Source organism: Rhizobium sp. 21-4511-3d (assembly GCF_053522545.1).
The window spans coordinates 52,484-74,315 of record NZ_JBNWCF010000009.1 but is presented as its reverse complement, the minus strand read 5'-3'; the positions used below and the strand labels follow the sequence as shown (position 1 = coordinate 74,315).

The following is a 21,832-nucleotide window of genomic DNA, read 5'->3' as shown; positions in this document are numbered from 1 at the left end:
AGACGAGCTTAGCGAGCGCCGAAAATTGCCGAGCCGACGCGCACGCTTGTGGCGCCGAAAGCAATCGCCGTTTCATAATCTCCCGACATGCCCATCGACAGCTTTGTCAGCCCGCAAGCCTTTGCAAGCTTGGCAAGCAGGGCGAAATGCGGCCCCGGATTTTCCTCCGCCGGCGGAATGCACATCAGCCCTTCGATCGCCAGCCCAAGCTCGTTGCGGCAGAGATCGACGAAAGCCGCGGTATCGCCTGGCGCGATACCCGCCTTCTGCGGCTCCAGTCCGGTATTGACCTGAACATAGAGACGAACCGTTTTGCCCTGGCGCTTAATCTCATCGGCGAGCGCCCGGGCAATCTTCTCCCGGTCGACAGTCTCGATGACATCAAAGAGGGCAACGGCATCTTCCGCCTTGTTCGACTGCAGGGGGCCAATGAGATGCAGCTCAATGCCCGCCGTCTCGCTTTTCAGCTCGGGCCATTTGCCCTGGCTTTCCTGCACACGGTTTTCGCCGAAGACCCGCTGACCGGCCGCAATTGCCGGGCGGATGGCATCGGCATCGAAGGTCTTGGACACCGCGACAAGCTGCACCGAGCCCGCCGGACGCTTGATCCCGGCCTCTGCCTCGGCAATGCGTGAACGCACCTCGTTCAGCCGCTCTTGAAGTTCCATCGCTTACCCCCGACATGATGCTAGGTGATGACGGCAGAGCACTAAACGCGGCATGCGTGCTTGCCAAGACCCACCGGCCCGAAAACGGCCTTTCCTGCGCCCGATCGGGCATTTGCAGCACCCGCAAAACTTGACGCTACGGTGGTTTCGTGGTGAAGGTCACCACCAACTTCCCCTGATTTTCCGGAAATTCGAATACCATGGCTACCGAACGTTATAATCCGCGCGACGCCGAGCCCCGCTGGCAGCAGAAATGGAACGAGGCAAAGGTCTTCGAGACCGACAATGCCGATCCGCGCGAGAAATACTACGTCCTTGAAATGTTCCCGTATCCGTCGGGCCGCATTCACATGGGCCATGTCCGCAACTATGCGATGGGCGACGTCGTCGCCCGCTACAAGCGCGCCCGCGGCTACAACGTTCTCCACCCGATGGGCTGGGACGCATTCGGCATGCCGGCGGAAAACGCGGCGATGGAACGTGGCGTTCACCCGGCGTCCTGGACCTATCAGAATATCGGCTCGATGAAGTCGCAGCTGAAGGCCATGGGCCTGTCGCTCGACTGGAGCCGCGAGTTCGCGACCTGTGACGTCGAATATTACCAGCACCAGCAGCACCTGTTCCTGGATTTCCTGGAGAAGGGCCTGGTCTACCGCAAGCAGTCGAAGGTCAACTGGGACCCGGTCGACAATACCGTTCTGGCCAATGAACAGGTCATCGACGGCCGCGGCTGGCGTTCGGGCGCTCTGGTCGAGCAGCGCGAACTGACGCAGTGGTTCTTCAAGATCACCGATTTCAGCCAGGATCTGCTGGATGCACTGGATACGCTCGATCAGTGGCCGGAAAAGGTCCGCCTGATGCAGAAGAACTGGATCGGCCGGTCGGAAGGCCTGACGATCCGTTGGGAAATCGTCGCTGAGACTGCGCCTGCCGGCGAGACCGAGGTGACCGTCTACACGACGCGTCCCGACACGCTGTTCGGCGCATCCTTCCTGGCGATCGCCGCCGACCATCCGCTGGCCAAGGAAGCCGCCGCCAAGAACGCCGCGATCGACGCCTTCTGTGAAGAATGCCGCCGCGCCGGCACCTCGCTGGCAGCCCTCGAAACGGCCGAGAAAAAGGGCATCGATACCGGCATCCGGGTCAAGCATCCGCTCGATCCGTCCTGGGAGCTGCCTGTCTACGTCGCGAATTTTGTGCTGATGGACTACGGCACGGGCGCCATCTTCGGCTGCCCATCCGGCGACCAGCGCGACCTCGATTTCGCCCGCAAGTACGATCTTCCTGTCGTGCCCGTCGTCATGCCGAAGGATGGCGACGCAGCAAGGTTCGCTGTCGGCGATACCGCCTATGACGGCGATGGCGTCATGATCAACTCGCGTTTCCTCGACGGCAAGACGACGACCGAGGCATTCGAGATCGTTGCCGACAAGCTGTCTTCGACCGAGATCGGCGGCGCGGCCCAGGGCGAGCGCAAGGTGAACTTCCGCCTGCGCGACTGGGGCATTTCGCGCCAGCGTTACTGGGGCTGCCCCATCCCGGTCATCCATTGCGATGATTGCGGCGTCGTACCGGTTCCGAAGAAGGACCTGCCGGTTCAGCTGCCATCCGACGTCACCTTCGACCAGCCGGGCAATCCGCTCGACCGTCATCCGACCTGGCGCCACGTTGCCTGCCCGCACTGCGGCAAGGACGCGCGCCGCGAGACGGACACGATGGACACCTTCGTCGATTCGAGCTGGTATTTCACCCGCTTCACCGCGCCGTGGGAAAAGCAGCCGACCGATCCGAAGGCCGCCAATCGCTGGCTCCCCGTCGATCAGTATATCGGCGGCATCGAGCACGCGATCCTGCACCTGCTCTACTCGCGCTTCTTCACCCGCGCCATGCGCGAGACCGGGCATGTCGACGTGAAGGAACCCTTCAAGGGCCTCTTCACCCAAGGCATGGTGGTGCACGAAACCTACCGCCGCGGCACAGGTTCGCACGGCGATTGGGTCGCACCTGCCGATATCCGGATCGAGGAAGTCGACGGCAAGCGCCGTGCCTTCCTGCTGGACGGTGGCGATGAAGTATCGATCGGCTCAATCGAAAAGATGTCGAAGTCGAAGAAGAACGTCGTCGATCCCGACGATATCATCGCATCCTACGGCGCCGACACCGCCCGCTTCTTCGTGCTGTCGGATTCGCCGCCGGAGCGAGACGTCATCTGGTCCGAAGCAGGCGTCGAAGGCGCTCACCGCTTCACGCAGCGTCTGTATCGCCTGATTTCCGAAGCATCGGAAGCGCTGGCAACGGTGCCTGCGAATCCGGCTAAGGATGGCGAGGCGCTGGCAATCTCCCAGGCCGCTCACAAGACGCTGAAGGCCGTCCAGAACGATTATGACAAGCTTTGGTTCAACAAGGCCGTGGCGCGTATCTATGAGCTCGTCAATGCGCTCGCGTCGCCGCTGACAAAGGTTGCGGCCGGCGAGGGCGACGCGGCCTACCGTTCTGCCGTTCGCGAAGCATCGCAGATCCTCGTCCAGCTGGTGGCCCCGATGACCCCGCACTTGGCTGAAGAATGCTGGGCTGCACTCGGCAATACGGGCCTGCTGGCGCAAGCTGCATGGCCGGCCTATGACGAGGCGCTGACAACCGAGAATGATGTCGTTATGCCGGTCCAGATCAACGGCAAGAAGCGCGCTGAATTGACAATTTCTCGCAACGCGGATCAGAATGCCGTGACCGAAGCAGTGCTTGCTCTGGAGGCGGTCACCGCCGCCCTGAACGGCCAGGCGCCGAAGAAGATTATCGTGGTTCCGCAAAGGATTGTGAACATTGTCGTCTGATTTCGCTTCGAAGCTCGGCCGCCGCGCCGCTCTCGGCATCATCATCGCTTCCGCGGCACTACTGAGCTCCTGCCAGGTCCGTCCGCTCTATTCGGAATCCTCCGGGGTCACCGCGAAGCTCTCGTCGGTCGGCTTCTCCGAGGCGACCTCACGCGTCGAGCAGGAAGTCCGCAACCGGCTGATCTTCATCGCTGGCCGCGGCGCTGGCGAGGCTGAGAACCCGGAATATGAAGCCGAAATCCACGTCCGCTCGAGCGTTACCGACACACTGCTCGTGCAGTCGTCGGACACCGCCCGCGCAGGCCGCGTCACGGTCAGCGTCGACTATACGCTACGCTCGACCAAGGACAGCCAGGTCATCAAGGCGGGCAATCGCTATGCAACGGCCCTGCTAGATTATCCCGGCCAGGAATTCGCCAAGCAGCGTGCCGTTCGCGACGCGGAAAACCGCGCCGCACGCGAAGCTGCAGAATTCGTAGGCCTCGATATCGCCGCCGCCCTCGGCCGCTGAGGGCAGGGCTGTGGCGGAGATCAAGTCGCATGAGTTCGAAGGCTTCCTTCAGCGCTCCGCCGCGGCTTACAGCCTCTTTGTGATCTATGGTCCCGACCGGGGCCTGGTTTCCGAGCGCGCCTCGCAGATCGCCGCCAAAAGCGGCGTAGCGCTCGACGATCCCTTTTCGCTGATCAAGCTCGATATCGGCGACCTCCAGAAAGATCCCGGACGGTTGATGGACGAGGCAGGCTCGATCGGCCTGTTCGGCGGCGAGAAACTGATCTGGATCAGAGGCGCCGCCAACGAGAAGTATCTGGTCGATGCCTTGCAATTGCTCGCAGCCAAGCCCCCAGAGGGAACATCGGTTATCGTCGAAGCCGGCGACCTCAAGAAGGGTTCGCTTCTGCGCAAGGTGGTGGAAGGCGCCCGTACAGTCGCGGTTATCCCATGCTATGCTGACGACGCGCGCGCCCTGAACGCGCTGATTGACAACGAACTGGCTGCGGAAGGATTGCGCATCACCCCCGCGGCACGCCAGGCACTGGTCGAACTGATCGGCGGCGACCGTATCGCCTCACGCAACGAGGTGCGCAAGCTCGCCCTTTATTGCCGCGGAATGGATACGATCGAAGAGCACCACGTCGATGAGATCATCGGCGACGCGAGCGCCATCTCGGTCGATGATGCCGTTGACGCGATCCTGAGCGGCAACACGACGACATTTCTGCATGCCATGCAGAAGATCACCGCATCGAAGACGGCAATCTTCCTCGTCATTCAGGCATGTCTGAAACAGTTCCAGCTTCTGGATACGATGCGGGCGGAAATGGATGAGAAGCGGCTGCAGGCCGGGCAAGTGATGCAGACCCTCGGCCGCCACCTGCATTTCAGGCGCAAGCCGATCATCGAGCAGGCATTGAGAACGTGGTCGGCGGAAGCGATCGCCCGCGAAACGAACCGCCTGCACGCAGCGATCCTGCAGACGCGCAAACGTCAGAGCCTGGAAGACAGCATAGCCCTCCAGACTCTGCTATCGACGACGCTGCAATCCGGCCGGAAGGGCTGATCAGCGACGCTCCAGAAGCCGGCAGATTTCTTCCAATTGTTCCAATGACTTATAGGCGATCTTGATCTGCCCGCCATTGGCTTTGTGATTGATCGTCACGTCGAGGCCAAGCGTGTCGGACAGCGTGCGTTCCAGCGCCAACGTATCCGAATCTTTCTGATCCAGTCGTGGGCCGGAACTTTTGGGCTCCGACTGCGCCTTGATATCGTTCTGCGCCAGGCGCTCTGCATCGCGCACCGACATACCCTTCGCGACAATCGTCTTCGCCAGCATCGCCGGATCCGAAGTCGACACCAGGGCGCGCGCATGGCCTGCCGAAAGGCTGCCAGCAGCAAGGAGATCGCGAACCTGATCGGGAAGCTTCAACAGGCGAAGCGAATTCGCAACATGGCTGCGGCTCTTACCAATGATTTCGCCGAGATCGTTCTGCGTATAGCCATACTCGGCGATCAGCTGCTCGTAGCCCAGCGCCTCTTCAAGCGGATTGAGATCGGAACGCTGGACGTTCTCGACAATAGCGATCTCCAGCGCCGTCTTATCGTCGACATCGCGAACCAGAACCGGGATCTCGATCAGGCCAGCAAGCTGAGCGGCACGCCAGCGCCTTTCACCGGCGATGATCTCAAAGCGGCCTTCGCCGATCGTGCGAACGACGATCGGCTGAACGATGCCATGCTGGCGGATCGAACTCGCGAGGTCATGCAGCTCGGTGTCATCGAAGAAGCGGCGCGGGTTGCGCGGGTTGCGGCTCACGAACTCGATCGGTACCTGGCGATCGGCGCTCACGCTGGGCTTCTCGCCCTCGACTGGAACCGGCTGATCCATCTCGCCGATCAGCGCAGCAAGTCCGCGCCCAAGGCGCCTCTTCGAAACATCGTCGTTCATGGTCTCAACTCACTTTACAATTCAAGCTGCGAGGCGCTGGCGTTCGCGCTGGATCACTTCCGACGCCAGCTGCAGATAGGCTTGACTGCCGGCGCACTTCAGATCGTAGAGAATGGCCGGCTTGCCGTAGGAGGGCGCTTCAGAAACGCGAACATTCCTCGGAATCAACGTATGGTAGACCTTCTCGCCGAGATGCGTCCTGACGTCGTTGACCACCTGCTGCGCCAGATTGTTTCGGGCATCAAACATTGTCAGCACGATACCCTGGATATCCAACCTCGGATTGACCGTCCGGCGAACCTGATCGACGGTTTCGAGCAACTGGCTGAGACCTTCAAGCGCGAAGAATTCGCACTGCAGCGGCACAAGAACCGAGTGAGCAGCGGCCATCGCGTTCATCGTCAGCAGGTTGAACGACGGCGGGCAGTCCAGGATGATGTATGAGAACTCAAAGGCTTCCTCGCTCGCGAGAGCCTTCTTCAGCTTGAAGACGCGGTCGGACTGTTGCGCGATCTCCATCTCGATCCCGAGCAGATCCATGGTCGACGGCACGATTAAAAGATTGGGGACGGCAGTCTGCTGTGCGGTTTCCCGAACGCCCGCTTCGCCGACCAGCAGGTCGTAGGACGAGACCCGGCGATCCTTGCGATCGATACCAAGTCCTGTGCTGGCGTTACCCTGCGGATCAAGATCGACGATCAGAACACGCTCACCGATCGCGGCAAGCGCAGTCGCCAGATTGATGGCCGTCGTCGTTTTGCCGACGCCGCCCTTCTGATTTGCTATGGTGATAATCCGGTTTCGCTCGCCAGCCATCATCGATGATCCAAAATCGTTAAACCAAGTGCCGGAGTTTGGAGATTTCGAGAATAACGGAATCTCGCTCGACGACACTGGTATGTTCTACCAGATCGAATTGCCAGCGGCCATGCGCTTTCTTAATCTCGGATCGGTAATCCCGGCCTTTATGGAAGAAAGCCTGGCATTTTTCATTCCGATCCATCCATGGCTTTGAGAATTCTAACAGTTTATCCAGATCGGCTAGCGCACGGCCCGAAATGGCGTCACTGTCAGGCACTTCCTTGTAGACATCCTCGATTCTGACTGCATGGACAGAGCCGCGCGCATTGGTCTCGCGCAGCGCAAGCCGTAGAAACGAGGCCTTCTTGTTGTTGCTCTCGACAAGATGCACCCACCCATTGGTCTGCTCAGCCATCAGGATAGCGGTAATCACGCCCGGAAAGCCACCGCCGCTACCCAAATCCACCCAGGTCTTCGCACCGGGGCTCAGCTGATAGATTTGAGCGCTATCGACGATGTGGCGGTCCCATGCATCGCTGAGTGTGGAGGGCGCCACCAGATTGATGGTCTTGGCCCACTTCTGGAAAAGTTGCAGAAAATGCTCGAGTCGCGCCTGTGTTTCACGTGAAACACTTTGACCGTTCAGCTTCATTCAAGGACTCTTTTCGCGTGTACTAGATGGCGCGTGCCATATCAGCGCGCCGCAGATGGACGAGCAATAGCGATATAGCCGCCGGTGTCATACCGTCAATCTTCGCGGCTTGCGCAATGCTGTATGGCTCCGCACGTTGCAGCTTCTGTTTCAACTCATTCGAAAGACCCGAGAGCTGCGAATAGTCAAAATCCGCGGGAATCAGACGGTCTTCATCGCGTTTTATATCAGCAATATCAACAGCTTGCCGCTTCATATACACTGCATATGATGCCTCGATATCCATCGCCTCACCGATCTTTGCATCAAGCGCGGCGATGTCTGGCCAAATCTTCGCGATATCCGCCAGACTGAAGTCTGGGTACGAAAGAAGCTCATAGGCCGTTCGGCGCTGCCCATCGAGATTGATCATGAGGCCGGCACGTCGCGCTTCGTTCGGCGTGGTCTCCAGAGATTGCAGCATCGCGCGAGCCGCATGGAGTTGCTCATTATAAGCCGCGAACCGCTGTGCGCGTCCGCTGCTCACGCAGCCAATCTCCAACCCGATCGGCGTAAGTCGAACATCGGCATTGTCGGCACGAAGCGACAGCCGGTACTCCGCTCGGGAGGTGAACATCCGATAGGGCTCGGCGACGCCACGCGATGTAAGATCATCGATCATCACGCCGATGTAGGAATTCGTCCGGCTCAGGACAAAGGGATCCGAACCTCCTGCAAGACGCGCCGCATTGAGGCCGGCGACCAGACCCTGTGCCGCCGCTTCCTCATAACCGGTCGTGCCATTGATCTGACCGGCAAGAAACAGCCCCGATAGACGCTTGAGCTCCAACGATGGTGTGAGTTCGCGCGGATCGACGTGATCGTATTCAATCGCATAGCCCGGCTGCAGGATCGACACCGCTTCAAGACCGGGGATTGTCCGGATGAACTCTTCCTGCACCTCGGCGGGGAGGGAGGTGGAAATGCCGTTCGGATAGATCGTATGATCATCCAGGCCTTCAGGCTCGAGGAAGATCTGGTGGCCGTCGCGCTCACCGAACTTGACGATCTTATCCTCGATCGACGGGCAATAGCGCGGCCCCACGCCTTCGATCTGGCCGGAATATATTGCGGAGCGGTTAAGATTATCGGCGATGATCTTGTGCGTCGCAGAGGTGGTCCGCGTCACGCCGCATTCGACCTGCGCATTGGTAATGCAATCTGTCATGAAAGAGAAGGGGATCAGCTCATCATCGGCGGCCTGGCGGCCGACGGAAGCCCAGTCAATCGTGCGGCCATCAAGCCGTGCCGGCGTACCGGTCTTCAGACGGCCAAGCTTAATGCCGAGCCGCAGCAGCGTACCAGACAGGCCGACAGAAGGTTCCTCGCCGACGCGTCCGGCTGGGATCTTCTTATCGCCGATATGGATAAGGCCGCGAAGAAATGTGCCCGTGGTCAGGACAACAGCGCGGCATTCCAGAATCCGGCTATCTTTCATGATGACGCCGGTAACGACGCCATCCTCAACCCTGAGATCAAAGGCATCGCCTTCAATGATATCGAGGTTCTCGATCGCTTCGATCTCGCGCAGCATAGCCTCGCGATAGAGTTTGCGGTCCGCCTGCGTCCGCGGGCCGCGGACGGCCGGCCCTTTCTTGCGATTGAGCATGCGGAACTGAATGCCGCCCGCGTCTGCAACGCGGCCCATAAGGCCATCGAGCGCATCAACCTCGCGAACCAGATGTCCCTTCCCAAGCCCGCCGATCGCGGGATTGCAAGACATCACGCCGATCGTATCCCGGCGATGGGTTATGAGCGCGGTCTTGGCGCCGAGACGGGCAGCAGCACTTGCCGCTTCCGTGCCTGCATGGCCACCGCCAATGATGATGACATCGTACTTCATGCTCTCAGCATCCGATACTCGCCGCGTTTCACGTGAAACTCACGCACTTGCGGCCATCCAGTGTTTCACGTGAATCATTTGCCGATGCAGAACTCGGAGAAGATCACGTCAAGGAGATTTTCTACATCGACCCGGCCGGTAATCCTGCCAAGTGCATTCGCCGCGACCCGCAGCTCTTCGGCTCTGAGGTCAAGCTCGCCAGCGGACAACGCAATCCCGACGGCTCGCAAACATTCCGCAAGCGAATCTTTATGTCTCAGCCGGCTCGGCAAAGCCAAGCTCTCGGGCCGCACCGTGCGGGCGATGCGATCGCCGATCAGCACCCTGAGCTCGTCCAGACCTTCGCCCGTCTGCACCGATATGGACAGATCAAACGCATCCGACGCAACAGCAAGATCCGCCTTTGTCCCGATATTGACACGCGCATCGCCGCTAACAGCATGCTCCGCACCCAGGCCAGACGATTGGTCATGCAAATACAGCACCAAGTCCGCCTGGGCAACAAGGTTTTCGGCGCGGCGGATACCCTCACGCTCGACGCGTTCCGCTGTCTCGCGAAGTCCAGCCGTATCGTAAAGCTTCACCAGAAAGCCGCCGATATCGAGATCGACCTGGAGCACATCACGGGTGGTGCCGGCTATGTCGGTAACGATCGCCACGTCGCGCTGGGCGAGGGCATTCATCAGCGAGGACTTGCCGGCATTCGGCGCGCCGGCGATGACGACCTTGAAGCCATCCCGGATGATCTCGCCGGCATCTGCATTTGCAAGATGCGCAGATATCTCGGAGTGCAGGCGGTTGACCTCTACCCATACCTGATCCGAAACCGAGCCGGGAACATCGTCCTCGTCAGCAAAGTCCAGTTCCGCCTCAATCAGCGCGCGGCAACGCGTCAATCGTTCCGCCCACGAATCGTATAGCTTGGAAAGGTGTCCTGAGCTGTGCTCCACGGCCAGGCGCCGCTGCATCTCGGTCTCGGCAGCAATCAGATCCGCCAAGCCTTCGATCTCAACGAGATCAAGCTTGCCGTTCTCGAATGCCCGGCGCGAGAACTCACCTTCAACAGCGAGACGCAGCCCGGGAATTTCGCTCAGGCACTGAAGCAGGCTTTGAACAACGGCGCGGCCGCCATGAATCTGCAGTTCGGCGCAGTCTTCACCGGTGAACGATGCGGGGCTCGGGAAGAATAGGATCAGACCCGAATCGATCGGGTCACCGTTCCGGTTTCGAATCGTTCGCAGACTTGCCTGCCTCGGAGATGGGAGGGTGCCGATCAGATGCTGAAGCGCTGCCGCCGTCGCCGGACCGCTGATGCGAACGACAGCGACGCCCGAGGGAAGGCCGCCGCTCGACAGGGCATAGATCGTTTGTCGCGTCATCGCTTGCTCTCTCCGGCTCCCAAAATAACAAAGCCGGCCGCTAGATGCGACCGGCCTGTATGGATGAATCCGGCTAACGGATCAGGTGTTCATCGAGTCGAAGAAGTCAGGGTTGTTCTTCGTCTGCTTCAGCTTGTCGATGAGGAATTCGATTGCATCGGTCGTGCCCATCGGCGCCAGGATACGGCGGAGCACGAAGATCTTCTGGAGATCCTGGCGCGGCACCAGCAGGTCTTCCTTACGCGTACCGGACTTGAGGATATCCATCGCCGGGAAGATACGCTTGTCAGCAACCTTGCGGTCGAGGACGATTTCCGAGTTGCCGGTACCCTTGAACTCTTCGAAAATGACTTCGTCCATACGGCTGCCGGTATCGATCAGCGCCGTTGCGATAATCGTCAGCGAGCCGCCTTCTTCGATGTTACGGGCGGCACCGAAGAAGCGCTTCGGGCGCTGCAGCGCGTTAGCGTCTACACCACCGGTCAGAACCTTACCGGAAGACGGAACAACCGTGTTGTACGCGCGGCCGAGGCGGGTGATGGAGTCGAGCAGAATGACGACGTCGCGGCCATGTTCAACGAGGCGCTTGGCCTTCTCGATGACCATTTCAGCGACCTGGACGTGACGAACGGCCGGCTCATCGAAGGTGGACGAGATGACTTCGCCGCGCACCGAGCGCTGCATGTCCGTCACTTCTTCCGGACGCTCATCGATCAGGAGAACAATCAGGTAGCATTCCGGATGGTTTGCAGTGATCGAATGCGCGATGTTCTGCAAGAGAACCGTTTTACCGGTACGCGGCGGAGCAACGATCAGACCGCGCTGGCCCTTGCCGAGCGGGGCGACGAGATCGATGACGCGCGAAGACAGATCCTTCGAGGTCGGGATATCGAGCTCCATACGGAAGCGCTCGTTCGGATAAAGCGGCGTCAGGTTATCGAAGTGAACCTTGTGACGGATCTTCTCCGGATCGTCGAAATTGATCGTGTTGACTTTGAGCAGCGCGAAGTAGCGCTCGCCTTCCTTCGGTCCGCGGATCGGACCTTCGACGGTATCGCCCGTCTTCAGCGAGAAGCGACGAATCTGCGACGGGGAGATATAGATATCGTCAGGACCCGGCAGGTAGTTTGCGTTGGCGGAGCGCAGGAAGCCAAAACCGTCCTGCAGCACTTCGACGACGCCTTCGCCGATGATCTCGACGTCCTGGCTGGCGAGGACCTTCAGGATCGCAAACATCAATTCCTGTTTGCGCATTGTGCTTGCATTTTCGACCTCGAGCGATTCGGCAAACGCCAGAAGATCGGTCGGGGATTTACTCTTAAGTTCCTGAAGCTTCATTTCAGCCATGAAGTGACCATTACTCTGTATTTCAAAAGGGGGAAGGCTATGTCGGGTCGTATTCGGTGTTGCGAAAGGGCTCGCAGACGACTGAACTCAAAACACATGCCACGAAGATGAGATGCGCGGAAAATAGCGACTAAGATAAGGCGCCGCAAGGGGGCTGCTTAAAATGAAGCAAATTTAACCTCGGCTTCCGCCAGACCTCAAAAAGGCTTCACGACAACCAGAATGACGATCAGGATCATCAGCAGCGTCGGGGCTTCATTCATGAACCGCCAGTAGCGCGCCGAGCGCCGGTTGCGATCCGCCGCAAAGTCGCTAACGGCCCGGCTGAAGAACATGTGAACAGCCGTCAGCAGCACCACAAGCCCTATCTTGGCATGCAGCCAGCCGCCCTGGAAGCCATAGACCGACCAGGCGAGATAAAGCCCGAAGATCCAGGTCAGCATCATCGCCGGGTTCATGATGATCTTCAGAAGCCTGCTCTCCATAACCTTGAAGGTTTCCGACTGCTCGGAACCCGGCTCTGCATCCGTGTGATAGATGAAAAGCCGCGGCATGTAGAACAGGCCGGCCATCCAGGAGATAACCGCAATGATGTGCAGCGCCTTGATCCAGAGATAGAGGTTCTCCGGGTTCCAGGCAAAGAGCCCGACAGCCAGAACGGCAAAGAAGGCGAGGGCGAAATGCGCGCGCCGACGTGCATAGGCTCCGGGCCGGGCTCCAGTCTGCTTTTCCATGCTCAACCTCGCGATCCGCGCACCCGCTCGACCAGCAGCCGCACATTCTCGGGATCCGCCTGCGGTGTGATGCCGTGACCGAGATTGAAGATCAGCGGCCCATTGCCGAGCTTTTCCAGGATTTCGTCGATGCCTTCCTCCAGCGCCCGGCCACCGGCAACGACCCGCATCGGATCGAGATTGCCCTGAACCGCGCCATCCTTCTGCAGATCACGCGCAAATTCCAGCGGCACCGACCAATCGAGACCGATCGCGTCCGCCCCGGTCTTCCGACGATAATCCTTGAGGAGATAGCCGGCGCCCTTGGCGAAAGCGATGATCTTGGCCCGCGGACGCTGTGCACGGATCGAAGCGATCATGCGCGCGACGGGCTTCACGGCATAAGCAGCAAATTCCCTCTCGCCGAGAACACCCGCCCAGGAATCAAAAATCTGCACTGCATCGGCGCCGGCATCGATCTGCGCCACGAGGTAATCAGCCGAAACATCAGCAAGCAGCATCAACAGCCGCTCGAAGGCTTTCGGATGCTTGTAGGCGAACAGGCGGGCGGGTGCCTGATCGGGCGTACCCTTCCCAGCGATCATATAGGTCGCAACGGTCCAGGGAGCGCCACAGAAGCCGAGCAGCGTCGTTTCCGAGGGTAGCTCAGCCCGCAGCCTCGAAACCGTCTCCAGCACCGGCTTGAGATAGGACACAATCTCCTCGTCATTGAGATTGGCAATCCCGGCTTCATCGATGGGATCCATCTCAGGACCATGGCCTTCTGTGAAACGCACATTGCGCTTCATCGCGTCGGGAATGACCAGGATATCGGAGAACAGGATTGCTGCGTCGAAGCCATACCGGCGGATCGGCTGCAGCGTCACTTCCACGGCATGGTCAGGAGAATAACAGAGGTCGAGGAAACTTCCGGCCTTCTGGCGCGTTTGCCTGTACTCCGGCAGATATCGTCCTGCCTGTCTCATAAGCCAGATCGGAGGAGGGGAGAGAGTTTCACCGTCGAGAACTCTCATGATTTTCCGGCGCGTTTCGCTCAAGCGCTTCTTCCCTATCTAAAATCAAAGATATTTTAAAAGGTTTCTATTTCTTAGAGTCGGTGTCTATCAAGGATTAAAATCCATCCACGAACGATGCGATTTGTCGCGTTTGCTCGGACGGCGCGGAAAGAAATCAGCCATTTGGGCTATAACCTGTGGACCAAACGGAATCTCGAAACGAATCCAATCGCTTTAATGCTTCCGCTTTATCGCCCTTCTGTGGACAACCAGTGGACGAGTGTCTGGCTTCTCTTCATCATCCACATCCTCCACAAGCCGGCCTTTTCGCTGTCCGGAAAATTCCGAATGTGGATAAGCAGGCACGTTTTCCCTTGCCTCGAACCCCGCGGCTCCCTTAGCTCTTGGTCATCCAGTCTTATCAACAGGTGGCGGAAAATAACGTGGAGAACCGGACGAACTTCTTCCATCTGCATCTCATATCTGACTCAACAGGAGAGACTCTCATCTCGGCCGGGCGCGCGGCTTCTGCGCAGTTCAAATCAGCCCAACCGATCGAGCACGTCTATCCGCTCATCCGAAATCGCAAGCAGCTGCTGCCAGTTCTCGATGCCATCGACCATGAACCGGGCATCGTCCTCTACACGATTGTTGATCGCGAGCTCGCGACGCTGATCGACGAGCGTTGTGCCGAAATGGGTGTTGCATCGGTCAATGTTCTCGAGCCCGTGATGGCCGCGTTCCAGATCTATCTTGGCGCGCCGTCGCGCCGCCGTGTCGGCGCGCAGCATGTGATGAATGCCGGATATTTCGCGCGTATCGAAGCGCTGAATTTCACCATGGATCATGATGACGGGCAGATGCCGGACGATTATAATGACGCCGATGTCGTTATCGTCGGCATCAGCCGCACGTCGAAAACCCCGACCAGCATCTATCTCGCCAATCGTGGCATCAAGACCGCAAACATTCCGATCGTCTATGGCGTGCCATTGCCGGAAGCCGTCTTCTCGGCGACCAAGCCGCTGATCGTCTGTTTGATCGCGACGACCGATCGCATCTCCCAGGTTCGCGAGAATAGAGTGCTCGGTGCCACACCCGGTTTCGATCGGGGCGAGTATATCGACAGGGCCGCCATTTCCGAGGAGCTGAAATATGCCCGCTCGCTTTGCGCCAAGCACAACTGGCCGATCATCGATGTAACGCGCCGTTCGATCGAAGAGACAGCGGCGGCGATCGTTGCCCTTCGTCCGAAGCTGCGCTAAGCGCATCCGATCTGTGAATTCTCAGGGAACCCGATGACACCGATGCTGATCCTCGCTTCATCCAGCCCCTTTCGCCGCATGCTGATGCAGAATGCCGGCCTGACATTCGAGGCTCATGCCGCCGAGATCGACGAACGGGCGATCGAAGCGCCGCTGGAGAAAGACGGTGCTTCGCCGGATGAAGTGGCGCTCGTTCTCGCCCGCGCCAAGGCGAAGGAGGTCAGTGGCCGCTTTCCCGGCGCCCTGGTCATCGGGTCTGACCAGACCATGTCGCTGGGCGAGAAAGTGTTTCACAAGCCGAAGGATATGGTGGATGCCGCCAATCACCTGACGGAACTCAACGGCAAAACGCATCGGCTGAATAGCGCGATAGCTCTATGCCGCGATGGCGAGTTGCTGTGGGATCATGTCGCCCATGCGTCGCTGACGATGCGGTCGTTGAGCGCGGAATTTATTGATCAACATCTTCAGCGGGTCGGAAACAAGGCGATGTCAAGCGTCGGCGCCTATCAGCTGGAAGGCGAGGGCATCCAGCTTTTCGAGAAGATCGACGGCGATTACTTCACGATCATCGGCCTTCCGCTGTTGCCGCTGCTCGCCAAATTGAGGGAATTGGGTGCCATTAATGGATGATTCACGTGAAACATTCGGTCAAAACGCGTTCGTCACCGGCTTTCCGGTCAAGCATTCGCGCTCGCCGCTGATCCATGGCCACTGGCTGAAAAGCCTCGGGTTGGCTGGTAGCTACCGCGCCCATGAGGTCGCGCCGGAACAGTTCGGCGCCTTCATCGCCGGCATCAAGGATGGCAGCTCCGGTTTCATCGGCGGCAATGTCACGATCCCGCACAAGGAACTTGCCTTTCAGCTGGCGGACCGGCCGGATGCGCTGTCGGAAGAACTTGGCGCTTCGAACACGCTCTGGATGGAGGAGGGCAAGCTGCACGCCTCCAATACTGATGGCCGCGGCTTCACAGCCAATCTCGACGAGCGTCATCCCGGTTGGGATCAGACGGACACGGCGGTGATCTTCGGCGCCGGCGGCGCCAGCCGCGCGGTCATCCAGGCGATCCGCGACCGCGGTCTGAAAAACATCCATGTCGTCAACCGCACCGTCAGTCGGGCGCAGGAACTGGCCGACCGCTTCGGCCCGGCGGTCCATGCGCACCCGACCGATGCACTCGGCGAAGTCATGAAGGGCGCCGGCCTCTTCATCAATACGACGTCGCTTGGCATGGACGGCGAGGCGGCACCGCAGATGGATTTCTCGCCGCTGGCATCAAGCGCCGTCGTCACCGACATCGTCTATGTGCCGCTGCGCACCCCGATGCTGATCCAGGCAGAAGAGCAGGGCTTTGCGACGGTGGATGGTCTGGGCATGCTTTTGCATCAGGCTGTGCCCGGTTTTGCCAAGTGGTTCGGCAAGACGCCGGTTGTCGATGAAGCGCTCCGCGCCCTGATTATCGCTGACATGGAAAAGCATTGATGCTGAAGATCGGGCTGACGGGTTCCATCGGCATGGGAAAGTCGACGACGGCAAAGCTCTTTGCTGAAGCCGGCATTCCGGTCAACGATGCGGATGCCGTCGTGCATGATCTCTATGCAGGCGAAGCCGTGCCTGCTGTCGAAGCGGAGTTTCCGGGAAGCACCAAGAACGGCGCGGTCGATCGGGCAGAACTTGCTCGGCTTCTGTCAGTGCGGCCGGATGGCTTCAAGGCGCTCGAGGCCATCGTCCATCCGCTCGTGCGCCAGCGGGAAACGATGTTCCTGGAAAAACATCGGGCGGCCGGCGTCAGCATGGTGCTCCTCGATATCCCCCTACTCTTCGAGACCGGTGGCAACACGCGCGTCGATTTAACCGTCGTCGTCAGCTGCGATCCACAGATTCAGAAGGCGAGGGTGCTTGCGCGCCCCGGCATGACGGACGAAAAATTCAATATGATTCTCTCGCGACAGATGCCCGACGCCGAAAAGCGCGCGCGCGCCGATTACATCATCGATACCGGTCACGGCATCGAAGCGGCAAAGGCGAGAGTGAACGAGATCATTGCCGAAATCAAAGACAGGATCGGCAAGGGAGACTTGCGGAATGCGTGAGATCATTTTCGATACGGAAACCACCGGCCTCGACAACCGTCTGGACCGCATCATCGAAATCGGTGGCATCGAGCTCAACAATCATTTCCCGACCGGCCGGACGCTCCATATCTATATCAATCCCGGCGACCAGAAGGTTCATCCCGATGCACTCGCCGTGCACGGCATCACCGACGAGTTCCTGAAGGACAAGAAACCCTTCGCCGACGTTGTGGAGGAGATCATCGAGTTTTTCGGTGACGCCAAGTGGATCGCCCATAACGCGACCTTCGACATGGGCTTCATCAATGCCGAGCTCGCCCGCCTCAGCATGCCGCCGATCCTGCCGGAGCGTGTCGTCGATACATTGTCGCTTGCACGGCGAAAGCATCCGATGGGGCCGAACTCGCTCGACGCGCTCTGCCGCCGCTACGGCATCGACAACTCGCACCGCACCAAGCACGGCGCGCTTCTCGACTCCGAACTGCTGGCCGAGGTCTATATCGAGATGATCGGTGGGCGCCAGACGGCGCTCGGTCTCGGCGTCGCCGCATCGGCCGGTTCGGCAAATGATGCAGACGAAGCAGATGACGTAATCCTGGCCGTTCTCGAAAGGCCGCGCCCGCTGGCGCCGCGCCTCAACACTGCGGAAGCCGAAGCGCATGATGCGCTGATTGCCAAGCTTGGCACCAAGGGCATCTGGTCGAAATACGATCGGCCAAACTAAAAATGCCCGGCTTTTGACCGGGCATTTTCATTCAATCAGCAAAATGTGATCAGTTCGTCTGAACCTTGGCGCGGGTCTGCTCTTCGGCAACGCGCTGAGCAAACATCTGCGCGAAATCGATCGGGTCGATCATCAGCGGCGGGAAGCCGCCATTGCGCGTCACGTCAGCGATGATCTGGCGGGCGAACGGGAAGAGCATGCGCGGGCACTCGATGAAGAGAACCGGCAGCATGTGTTCCTGCGGGAAGCCGGCGATGCGGAAAACGCCGCCATAGACGAGCTCGGTGTGGAATACCGTCTTGTCGCCATCCTTGGCTTCGGCGTTCAGCGAGAGAACGACGTCGAAGTCGGTGTCGGAGAGCGGGTTGGCATTGACGTTGACGCTGATATTGATCGCCGGCGCGGTCTCGCGGGCCTGCAGCGAACGCGGCGCGCCCGGGTTTTCGAAGGAAAGATCCTTCGTGTACTGAGCGAGAATGGTGAGGCTCGGGCTTACTGCGCCGGCGCCGTTGTTTTCATCAGCCATTGGGTTTTCCTCGAAAGGGCATTTTGATCGTGCCGCCATCTACCATTTCGAGGAAACGCTTACAACCCTGGGCGAAGGTCGCTTTCAGTCGCCGAGCCGCTTGCCGGACCACGGCGAGTTCTGGTTCGGCTCGCGCTTGAAATCGTCTTCGTCGAGGTCGACGACCTTGCCGCCAGCGGATGGATTGCGATTGCGGAAGTCAGGACCCGCGGATGCGGTAAAGCCGTTGCGGCCGCCGACGACCACGAACCTGCGGCTCACATATTTCCATGCAAGATCGCGAACGGCGGGAATGCAGATCAGGATCGCCAGGATATCCGAGATGAAACCGGGAATCATGAACAGCAGGCCGGCGATCACAAACATTGCCGGTTTCAGCAGTTCGCGGCCGGGAACCACGCCGGACTGTCCCTCTGCCGACATCTTCTGCAGGATGCCCAAGCCCTGCCGGCGCAGGATCGCCATGCCGATGACGACGCCGAGAACCACCAGTCCCAGCGTCGCCAGAACGCCGATCGCGCGGCCGACGATCACGAAGCCTGCGATCTCTGCCAGCGGCAAAAGCAGCATGAAACCGGGAAGCATTGTCAATCGCATCGTCTCTCCACCCGCAACCTGACGGGCTCCTATTTGAATCATCTGTCTATGCGGACTATATGGGAGTACAAATTTGGGATGTTAACGGCAATCGCGGGACAATATGAGTTCAAACGACTTCATCACGTTATTTTTCCTGGTAGCGGCAGTTCTGATCTTTTTCCAGCTGCGCAGCGTCCTTGGCCGCCGCACCGGAAACGAGAAGCCGCCACGTGATCTCTATACGCCGCGCGATGCGGCCGGCCCCGAACCGGCAGATGCCGGCAAGGTGGTGACGCTGCCGCGCCGCGACAGCAATGGCGAGGAGGAAGATCGCTTTGCTGCGATCGATGCCTTCGCTCCGGCTGGAACTGCGCTCAACGAATCGCTTCGCGAGCTTAACAAGGCGGATCCTTCTTTCACGCCGAAGGAATTCCTGAACGGCGCAAAGATGGCCTACGAGATGATCGTCATGGCCTATGCCGATGGGGACCGGAAATCGCTGAAGAACCTGCTTTCGCGCGAAGTCTATGATGGCTTCGATGCAGCGATCGCCGATCGCGAGGCCAAGGGCGAAAAGGTGAGATCCACCTTCGTCGGCATCGACAAGGCGGAAATCACCCATGCCGAAGTGAAGGGCAGCGAGGCGCAGATCACGATCCGCATCATCAGCCAGCTGATTTCGGCGACCTACGACAAGGACGACAAGCTGATCGAAGGCGATGCCGAGAACGTTGCCGAGGTCAACGACCTCTGGACCTTCGCCCGCGACACGCGTTCGCGCGATCCGAACTGGAAACTTGTGGCAACCGAATCGGAACATGAGTGACGGTCAGGCAGATTTTACGCTGCACCCCATCAGCTTCGATGAATTGAAGGGCTGGAAGGATGATGATCCTTCCAGCCTTTTTGAAGTCATGGACGCCTGCCGCAAACATATCGCGGTGAAGCCATACCGCACGGGATCGCTCGGGCTGACGGCGGCGGATCTCTCCGCGCTTCTCGATAAGGCACGAACCACCGATATCTCGGACGCCGCTTCGGCGCACCGTTTCTTCGAAGAAAACTGCCAGCCATTTCTGATCCGCAAGAGCGATGGCAAACCCGGTTTCGTCACCGCCTTCTATGAGCCTGAGATCGCGGTTTCAGCGGTGCCGGATGAAGTCTACCGCTTTCCCTTCTATCGCCGCCCGGAGGATCTGATTGATCTCGACGACAGCAATCGTCCCGCCGATATCGATCCCTATTATGCGTTTGGCCGCCTGGCGGATGGCAGGATCAGCGCCTATCCCGACCGGCAGATGATCGATGAAGGTTTTCTCGATGGACGCGGCCTTGAGATCGCCTGGGCCAAATCCAAGGTCGATGTCTTCTTCGTCCACGTCCAGGGTGCCGCGCGCCTGCGCTATCCCGATGGCACTATCGGCCGCATCACCTATGCCGCCAAGGCCGGCCATCCATTCTCCGCTGTCGGCAAGCTTTTGATTGAGCGCGGCGAAATCGATCGCAGCCGGATTTCCATGCAGTCGATCCGCGCCTGGCTCAATGCCCATCCGGAGCAGGTGGATGAAGTCCTCTGGCATAATCGCTCCTACATTTTCTTCCGGGAAGCCGAGGTGGAGGGGATCGAAGCCGGACCGATCGCCGCTGCAAAGGTGCCGCTGCTTGCCGGCCGCTCATTGGCCGTCGACCGGCTGATCCATACGTTCGGCTTTCCCTTCTTCATCCGCTCGGAAAGCCTCACCCATCTCGATGACGGAAAGCCCTTCGCTCGGCTGATGCTGGCGCTCGACACCGGCTCGGCAATCGTCGGCCCGGCCCGCGGCGACATCTTCACCGGCTCGGGCGATGAAGCCGGCGAACAGGCTGGAACGGTGCGCAACGATGCGGACTTCGTCATCCTGATCCCCAACGACGCCGCGGAGAGATTTCTCTGATGGCCAAGGATCGCAAGCTCAGCACCGACGAACGTATTCTCTGGGGCAGGGTCGCCAAGAGCACCCGGCCGATGTCGGGCAAGGCGGAGGAACTGACGGAGCTCGACGCTTTCCTAGCCGCTGCCGAAGCTGAGATTGAAAAGGCCGAGCAGCAGCGCAAAGCCGCGCCGGTTGCCGAACAGGCGCCGCCGACACCGGCCGCAAAGAAAACCTCCGGCGTCCATCATCCGCTGGAGCGCCCGGTCAAGCGCAAGATCGCCAAGGGACGCCTTGCGCTCGAGGCGCGCATCGATCTCCACGGCCTCGTCCAGAGCGAGGCGCATGTCATCCTTCTCGACTTCCTGATCCGCGCCCACGAGCGCGGCATGCGCCATGTGCTCGTCATCACCGGCAAGGGCAGCTCGCTCGGCAGCGAGGGCGCCCTGAAGAGGGCGGTGCCGTTCTGGTTCTCGAAGCCGGAATTCCGCTATCTGATCTCCTCCTATGAGACCGCTGCGCAGCATCACGGCGGCGAGGGCGCGCTCTATATTCGTCTCGCCCGGCGCGGAGAGCGCTCATGACCACGCCGTTCGGAGAAGCGGTGCGCAAATTGCGGGTGCGCAAGGGTGTCTCGCAGAAGCAGATGGCGACGGCGCTCAATGTTTCGCCGGCCTATCTCTCGGCGCTTGAACATGGAAAGCGCGGGCTGCCGACCTTCGATCTGCTGCAGCGGATCGCCGGATATTTCAACATCATCTGGGATGAGGCCGAGGAACTCTTCCTGCTTGCCCGCTCGTCGGACCCGCGCGTGGTCATCGATACCGCGGGTTTGCCGCCCGAATACACGGCTTTTGCCAACCGCCTGGCAGGTCAAATCCGCAGCCTTGACGCGACTGTTTTGGCAGAGCTCACAGCCCTGCTTGAAAAAGGCAAAAAAGCGGACGGAAAAGCGTCATAATCCCCTGCTTTATGCCTGATTTCAGGGCTCCGGCATTGGGAATGGCGTGCAAAAACCC

General features: G+C 59.6%; 23 protein-coding genes. 12 read left to right on the top strand and 11 right to left on the bottom strand.

Annotated features, from left to right (window positions below; genetic code table 11):
- Positions 1 to 8: 8 nt before the first annotated feature.
- Entirely contained in the window at positions 9 to 668 is a 660-nt protein-coding gene (locus ACQZ5H_RS19995) for a YggS family pyridoxal phosphate-dependent enzyme (RefSeq protein WP_449098844.1), read from the bottom strand.
- 200 nt (positions 669 to 868) lie between these two features.
- Between ACQZ5H_RS19995 and leuS the strand changes: the two genes are divergently transcribed.
- Genes leuS through holA form a run of 3 tightly spaced genes read left to right on the top strand, consistent with a single transcriptional unit; the run spans position 869 to position 5,058 of the window.
- On the top strand, positions 869 to 3,499 hold the full coding sequence (gene leuS / locus ACQZ5H_RS19990) for a leucine--tRNA ligase (protein WP_449098843.1): 2,631 nt from the start codon (positions 869 to 871) through the stop codon (positions 3,497 to 3,499).
- On the top strand, positions 3,489 to 4,010 hold the full coding sequence (gene lptE / locus ACQZ5H_RS19985) for an LPS assembly lipoprotein LptE (RefSeq protein ID WP_130282982.1): 522 nt from the start codon (positions 3,489 to 3,491) through the stop codon (positions 4,008 to 4,010). The genes leuS and lptE overlap by 11 nt, the downstream gene beginning before the upstream one ends.
- A gap of 10 nt (positions 4,011 to 4,020) precedes the next feature.
- Positions 4,021 to 5,058, top strand: a complete 1,038-nt coding sequence (gene holA / locus ACQZ5H_RS19980; RefSeq protein ID WP_413710577.1) for a DNA polymerase III subunit delta — start codon at positions 4,021 to 4,023, stop codon at positions 5,056 to 5,058.
- On the opposite strand, the gene ACQZ5H_RS19975 is transcribed toward holA, so the two are convergent.
- From ACQZ5H_RS19975 to hemE, 8 genes are all read right to left on the bottom strand, one after another.
- Positions 5,059 to 5,943, bottom strand: a complete 885-nt coding sequence (locus tag ACQZ5H_RS19975) for a ParB/RepB/Spo0J family partition protein (protein WP_199628023.1) — start codon at positions 5,941 to 5,943, stop codon at positions 5,059 to 5,061.
- A gap of 21 nt (positions 5,944 to 5,964) precedes the next feature.
- A complete protein-coding gene (locus tag ACQZ5H_RS19970; protein WP_449098842.1) occupies positions 5,965 to 6,759 on the bottom strand; it encodes a ParA family protein in 795 nt (264 codons plus the stop codon).
- Positions 6,760 to 6,778: 19 nt separating this feature from the next.
- Positions 6,779 to 7,396, bottom strand: a complete 618-nt coding sequence (gene rsmG / locus ACQZ5H_RS19965) for a 16S rRNA (guanine(527)-N(7))-methyltransferase RsmG (RefSeq protein ID WP_449098841.1) — start codon at positions 7,394 to 7,396, stop codon at positions 6,779 to 6,781.
- A gap of 22 nt (positions 7,397 to 7,418) precedes the next feature.
- On the bottom strand, positions 7,419 to 9,278 hold the full coding sequence (gene mnmG / locus ACQZ5H_RS19960; protein WP_449098840.1) for a tRNA uridine-5-carboxymethylaminomethyl(34) synthesis enzyme MnmG: 1,860 nt from the start codon (positions 9,276 to 9,278) through the stop codon (positions 7,419 to 7,421).
- Between the two features lie 74 nt (positions 9,279 to 9,352).
- Positions 9,353 to 10,657, bottom strand: a complete 1,305-nt coding sequence (mnmE, locus tag ACQZ5H_RS19955) for a tRNA uridine-5-carboxymethylaminomethyl(34) synthesis GTPase MnmE (protein ID WP_449098839.1) — start codon at positions 10,655 to 10,657, stop codon at positions 9,353 to 9,355.
- An 81-nt stretch (positions 10,658 to 10,738) separates the two neighbouring features.
- On the bottom strand, positions 10,739 to 12,004 hold the full coding sequence (gene rho / locus ACQZ5H_RS19950) for a transcription termination factor Rho (RefSeq protein ID WP_112718055.1): 1,266 nt from the start codon (positions 12,002 to 12,004) through the stop codon (positions 10,739 to 10,741).
- Between the two features lie 197 nt (positions 12,005 to 12,201).
- Complete coding sequence (gene hemJ / locus ACQZ5H_RS19945; protein ID WP_449098838.1) at positions 12,202 to 12,738, bottom strand: protoporphyrinogen oxidase HemJ; 537 nt, start codon at positions 12,736 to 12,738, stop codon at positions 12,202 to 12,204.
- A 2-nt stretch (positions 12,739 to 12,740) separates the two neighbouring features.
- Complete coding sequence (gene hemE, locus ACQZ5H_RS19940) at positions 12,741 to 13,775, bottom strand: uroporphyrinogen decarboxylase (RefSeq protein WP_449098837.1); 1,035 nt, start codon at positions 13,773 to 13,775, stop codon at positions 12,741 to 12,743.
- Between the two features lie 401 nt (positions 13,776 to 14,176).
- Between hemE and ACQZ5H_RS19935 the strand changes: the two genes are divergently transcribed.
- From ACQZ5H_RS19935 to dnaQ, 5 genes are read left to right on the top strand one after another with little or no spacing between them, the layout of a single operon-like run.
- Entirely contained in the window at positions 14,177 to 14,998 is an 822-nt protein-coding gene (locus tag ACQZ5H_RS19935; protein ID WP_112718049.1) for a pyruvate, water dikinase regulatory protein, read from the top strand.
- Positions 14,999 to 15,031: 33 nt separating this feature from the next.
- Positions 15,032 to 15,631, top strand: coding sequence for a Maf-like protein (locus ACQZ5H_RS19930; protein WP_449098836.1), 600 nt, complete (start codon positions 15,032 to 15,034; stop codon positions 15,629 to 15,631).
- The gene (locus ACQZ5H_RS19925) at positions 15,624 to 16,481 is read left to right on the top strand and encodes a shikimate dehydrogenase (protein ID WP_449098835.1); all 858 of its coding nucleotides are present in this window, start codon (positions 15,624 to 15,626) and stop codon (positions 16,479 to 16,481) included. The genes ACQZ5H_RS19930 and ACQZ5H_RS19925 overlap by 8 nt, the downstream gene beginning before the upstream one ends.
- A complete protein-coding gene (gene coaE, locus ACQZ5H_RS19920; RefSeq protein ID WP_449098834.1) occupies positions 16,481 to 17,092 on the top strand; it encodes a dephospho-CoA kinase in 612 nt (203 codons plus the stop codon). The genes ACQZ5H_RS19925 and coaE overlap by 1 nt, the downstream gene beginning before the upstream one ends.
- On the top strand, positions 17,085 to 17,798 hold the full coding sequence (gene dnaQ / locus ACQZ5H_RS19915; protein ID WP_112718041.1) for a DNA polymerase III subunit epsilon: 714 nt from the start codon (positions 17,085 to 17,087) through the stop codon (positions 17,796 to 17,798). Before coaE ends, dnaQ begins: the two co-directional genes overlap by 8 nt.
- A gap of 49 nt (positions 17,799 to 17,847) precedes the next feature.
- Here the strand turns inward: dnaQ and secB are convergent, their stop codons facing one another.
- The gene (gene secB / locus ACQZ5H_RS19910; protein ID WP_112718039.1) at positions 17,848 to 18,324 is read right to left on the bottom strand and encodes a protein-export chaperone SecB; all 477 of its coding nucleotides are present in this window, start codon (positions 18,322 to 18,324) and stop codon (positions 17,848 to 17,850) included.
- Between the two features lie 84 nt (positions 18,325 to 18,408).
- On the bottom strand, positions 18,409 to 18,921 hold the full coding sequence (locus tag ACQZ5H_RS19905) for an FxsA family protein (RefSeq protein ID WP_112718037.1): 513 nt from the start codon (positions 18,919 to 18,921) through the stop codon (positions 18,409 to 18,411).
- Between the two features lie 103 nt (positions 18,922 to 19,024).
- Between ACQZ5H_RS19905 and ACQZ5H_RS19900 the strand changes: the two genes are divergently transcribed.
- The 4 genes from ACQZ5H_RS19900 to ACQZ5H_RS19885 are packed head-to-tail and all read left to right on the top strand — an operon-like array spanning position 19,025 to position 21,774.
- A complete protein-coding gene (locus ACQZ5H_RS19900) occupies positions 19,025 to 19,729 on the top strand; it encodes a Tim44/TimA family putative adaptor protein (protein ID WP_449098833.1) in 705 nt (234 codons plus the stop codon).
- On the top strand, positions 19,722 to 20,837 hold the full coding sequence (gene mltA, locus ACQZ5H_RS19895; protein ID WP_449098832.1) for a murein transglycosylase A: 1,116 nt from the start codon (positions 19,722 to 19,724) through the stop codon (positions 20,835 to 20,837). Before ACQZ5H_RS19900 ends, mltA begins: the two co-directional genes overlap by 8 nt.
- Complete coding sequence (locus ACQZ5H_RS19890) at positions 20,837 to 21,397, top strand: Smr/MutS family protein (RefSeq protein ID WP_413710589.1); 561 nt, start codon at positions 20,837 to 20,839, stop codon at positions 21,395 to 21,397. Before mltA ends, ACQZ5H_RS19890 begins: the two co-directional genes overlap by 1 nt.
- The gene (locus ACQZ5H_RS19885; RefSeq protein WP_449098831.1) at positions 21,394 to 21,774 is read left to right on the top strand and encodes a helix-turn-helix domain-containing protein; all 381 of its coding nucleotides are present in this window, start codon (positions 21,394 to 21,396) and stop codon (positions 21,772 to 21,774) included. Before ACQZ5H_RS19890 ends, ACQZ5H_RS19885 begins: the two co-directional genes overlap by 4 nt.
- Positions 21,775 to 21,832: the final 58 nt, after the last annotated feature.

Bases quoted from the DNA above. Each gene is read 5' to 3' on its own strand.
- ACQZ5H_RS19995 (WP_449098844.1), bottom strand. From the start codon at position 668: ATGGAACTTCAAGAGCGGCTGAACGAGGTGCGTTCACGCATTGCCGAG.
- leuS (WP_449098843.1), top strand. From the start codon at position 869: ATGGCTACCGAACGTTATAATCCGCGCGACGCCGAGCCCCGCTGGCAG.
- ACQZ5H_RS19975 (WP_199628023.1), bottom strand. From the start codon at position 5,943: ATGAACGACGATGTTTCGAAGAGGCGCCTTGGGCGCGGACTTGCTGCG.
- ACQZ5H_RS19970 (WP_449098842.1), bottom strand. From the start codon at position 6,759: ATGGCTGGCGAGCGAAACCGGATTATCACCATAGCAAATCAGAAGGGC.
- rsmG (WP_449098841.1), bottom strand. From the start codon at position 7,396: ATGAAGCTGAACGGTCAAAGTGTTTCACGTGAAACACAGGCGCGACTC.
- mnmG (WP_449098840.1), bottom strand. From the start codon at position 9,278: ATGAAGTACGATGTCATCATCATTGGCGGTGGCCATGCAGGCACGGAA.
- mnmE (WP_449098839.1), bottom strand. From the start codon at position 10,657: ATGACGCGACAAACGATCTATGCCCTGTCGAGCGGCGGCCTTCCCTCG.
- rho (WP_112718055.1), bottom strand. From the start codon at position 12,004: ATGGCTGAAATGAAGCTTCAGGAACTTAAGAGTAAATCCCCGACCGAT.
- hemJ (WP_449098838.1), bottom strand. From the start codon at position 12,738: ATGGAAAAGCAGACTGGAGCCCGGCCCGGAGCCTATGCACGTCGGCGC.
- ACQZ5H_RS19930 (WP_449098836.1), top strand. From the start codon at position 15,032: ATGACACCGATGCTGATCCTCGCTTCATCCAGCCCCTTTCGCCGCATG.
- ACQZ5H_RS19925 (WP_449098835.1), top strand. From the start codon at position 15,624: ATGGATGATTCACGTGAAACATTCGGTCAAAACGCGTTCGTCACCGGC.
- coaE (WP_449098834.1), top strand. From the start codon at position 16,481: ATGCTGAAGATCGGGCTGACGGGTTCCATCGGCATGGGAAAGTCGACG.
- dnaQ (WP_112718041.1), top strand. From the start codon at position 17,085: ATGCGTGAGATCATTTTCGATACGGAAACCACCGGCCTCGACAACCGT.
- secB (WP_112718039.1), bottom strand. From the start codon at position 18,324: ATGGCTGATGAAAACAACGGCGCCGGCGCAGTAAGCCCGAGCCTCACC.
- ACQZ5H_RS19905 (WP_112718037.1), bottom strand. From the start codon at position 18,921: ATGCGATTGACAATGCTTCCCGGTTTCATGCTGCTTTTGCCGCTGGCA.
- ACQZ5H_RS19900 (WP_449098833.1), top strand. From the start codon at position 19,025: ATGAGTTCAAACGACTTCATCACGTTATTTTTCCTGGTAGCGGCAGTT.
- mltA (WP_449098832.1), top strand. From the start codon at position 19,722: ATGAGTGACGGTCAGGCAGATTTTACGCTGCACCCCATCAGCTTCGAT.
- ACQZ5H_RS19890 (WP_413710589.1), top strand. From the start codon at position 20,837: ATGGCCAAGGATCGCAAGCTCAGCACCGACGAACGTATTCTCTGGGGC.
- ACQZ5H_RS19885 (WP_449098831.1), top strand. From the start codon at position 21,394: ATGACCACGCCGTTCGGAGAAGCGGTGCGCAAATTGCGGGTGCGCAAG.